Raw genomic sequence first — 1,108 nt, 5'->3', positions numbered from 1 at the left:
GTAACCGGTCCGAGATTCCCTGCCGGATCAGCCGCGTCCGGCTCAACGATCGCGAACGCGGAGACGGACGTCCGTCGGAAATCGGTGGTCGGTCGTTCGTCGAGCGTCCTGTCTATTTTTTTGAGCGCGGACGCGAGGGCCGCCGGCTCACCGGTGATCGCGATCGCTCCGCGGTCGGCGGCGAACTCGCGGGTACGGGCGAACGAGGACGACAGCACCCGAGAGAGTATCCAGAGGGGGAAGACGAGCGCGAGGCCGACGGTGAGGACGGCGTCGGTGACATCCGCACGGCTGACGACGCCGTGCTCGATGCCGGCCGTCGGACCGCTGAGCAGCGTTTTGACGCGTTCGGCGGCGGCCACCGGTTGGGCTGCGGACGTCATGACCGCCGCGTCGCGATTCTTGACGTGAGCGACCTCGTGGGCGACGACCGGGCGCAGTTCCGGCTCCCCGAGCGCGTCCAGCAACCCCTCGCTGACGACTAACCGAGACGTGCGAGCGGTGAAACCCGTGGTCAGCGAGATCGGCGTCTCCGTCGGCGCCACGTAGATCGCGGGGACGGGGACGGCGACTTGGTGTGCGACGCTGCGAACCGTGGAACGCAGCTCCGGATACTCCCCCTCCGACACCCGCTGGGCACCGGTGATCGCGATCGCGTGGTCGGGGGCGTCGCGCTCACCCCACAACACGAGGCTCAGAACGATGCCTGAAGCGGAAGCGACCAAGGCAATGCCGACGCGCCCGGCGAAGACGGTGGCCCCGTTGCCGGCGAAGGCCCACAGCGTGACCGCGATGAAACCCACGACGATCCCGCCGGCAAGCGCGGCCGCGAGCGTCGTCAGGACCAGCGTCGACAGCGAGACCACGATCCACAGCTGTAACCGCCTGTCCGGGGACCATTCCATGGAAACACGTACGGACGAATTTATAAAAGGCTTCAGTCGATGGTCGTCGAACGGGTAGTGCGTCAATTCCCGATTGAACGGCTACTTCCGCGCGACGATCCGGAGCACGTCCTCGTCGGCCAACTCGTGTCCCTTCCCGACCTGCTGGTCGTCGTGTTTCGCGCTCGGGCCGGAGACGCGCGCGAACTTGAACCGCTCGTCGA

At 67.1% G+C, this 1,108-nt stretch carries 2 protein-coding genes; both read right to left on the bottom strand.

The window, feature by feature from the left end; all coding sequences use genetic code 11:
- A partial coding sequence (locus U4E84_RS18290) for a M48 family metalloprotease (protein WP_322533485.1) occupies positions 1-905 on the bottom strand: 905 nt, incomplete at its 3' end.
- An 81-nt stretch (positions 906-986) separates the two neighbouring features.
- On the bottom strand, positions 987-1,108 hold a 122-nt coding region (locus U4E84_RS18285; RefSeq protein ID WP_322533486.1), incomplete at its 5' end, for a TGS domain-containing protein.

The sequence above is a fragment of the Halorubrum sp. AD140 genome (genome assembly GCF_034497445.1).
GTDB lineage: Archaea > Halobacteriota > Halobacteria > Halobacteriales > Haloferacaceae > Halorubrum.
The sequence above is the reverse complement of the archived record's forward strand: the minus strand, read 5'-3'. Positions and strand labels throughout refer to the sequence as shown.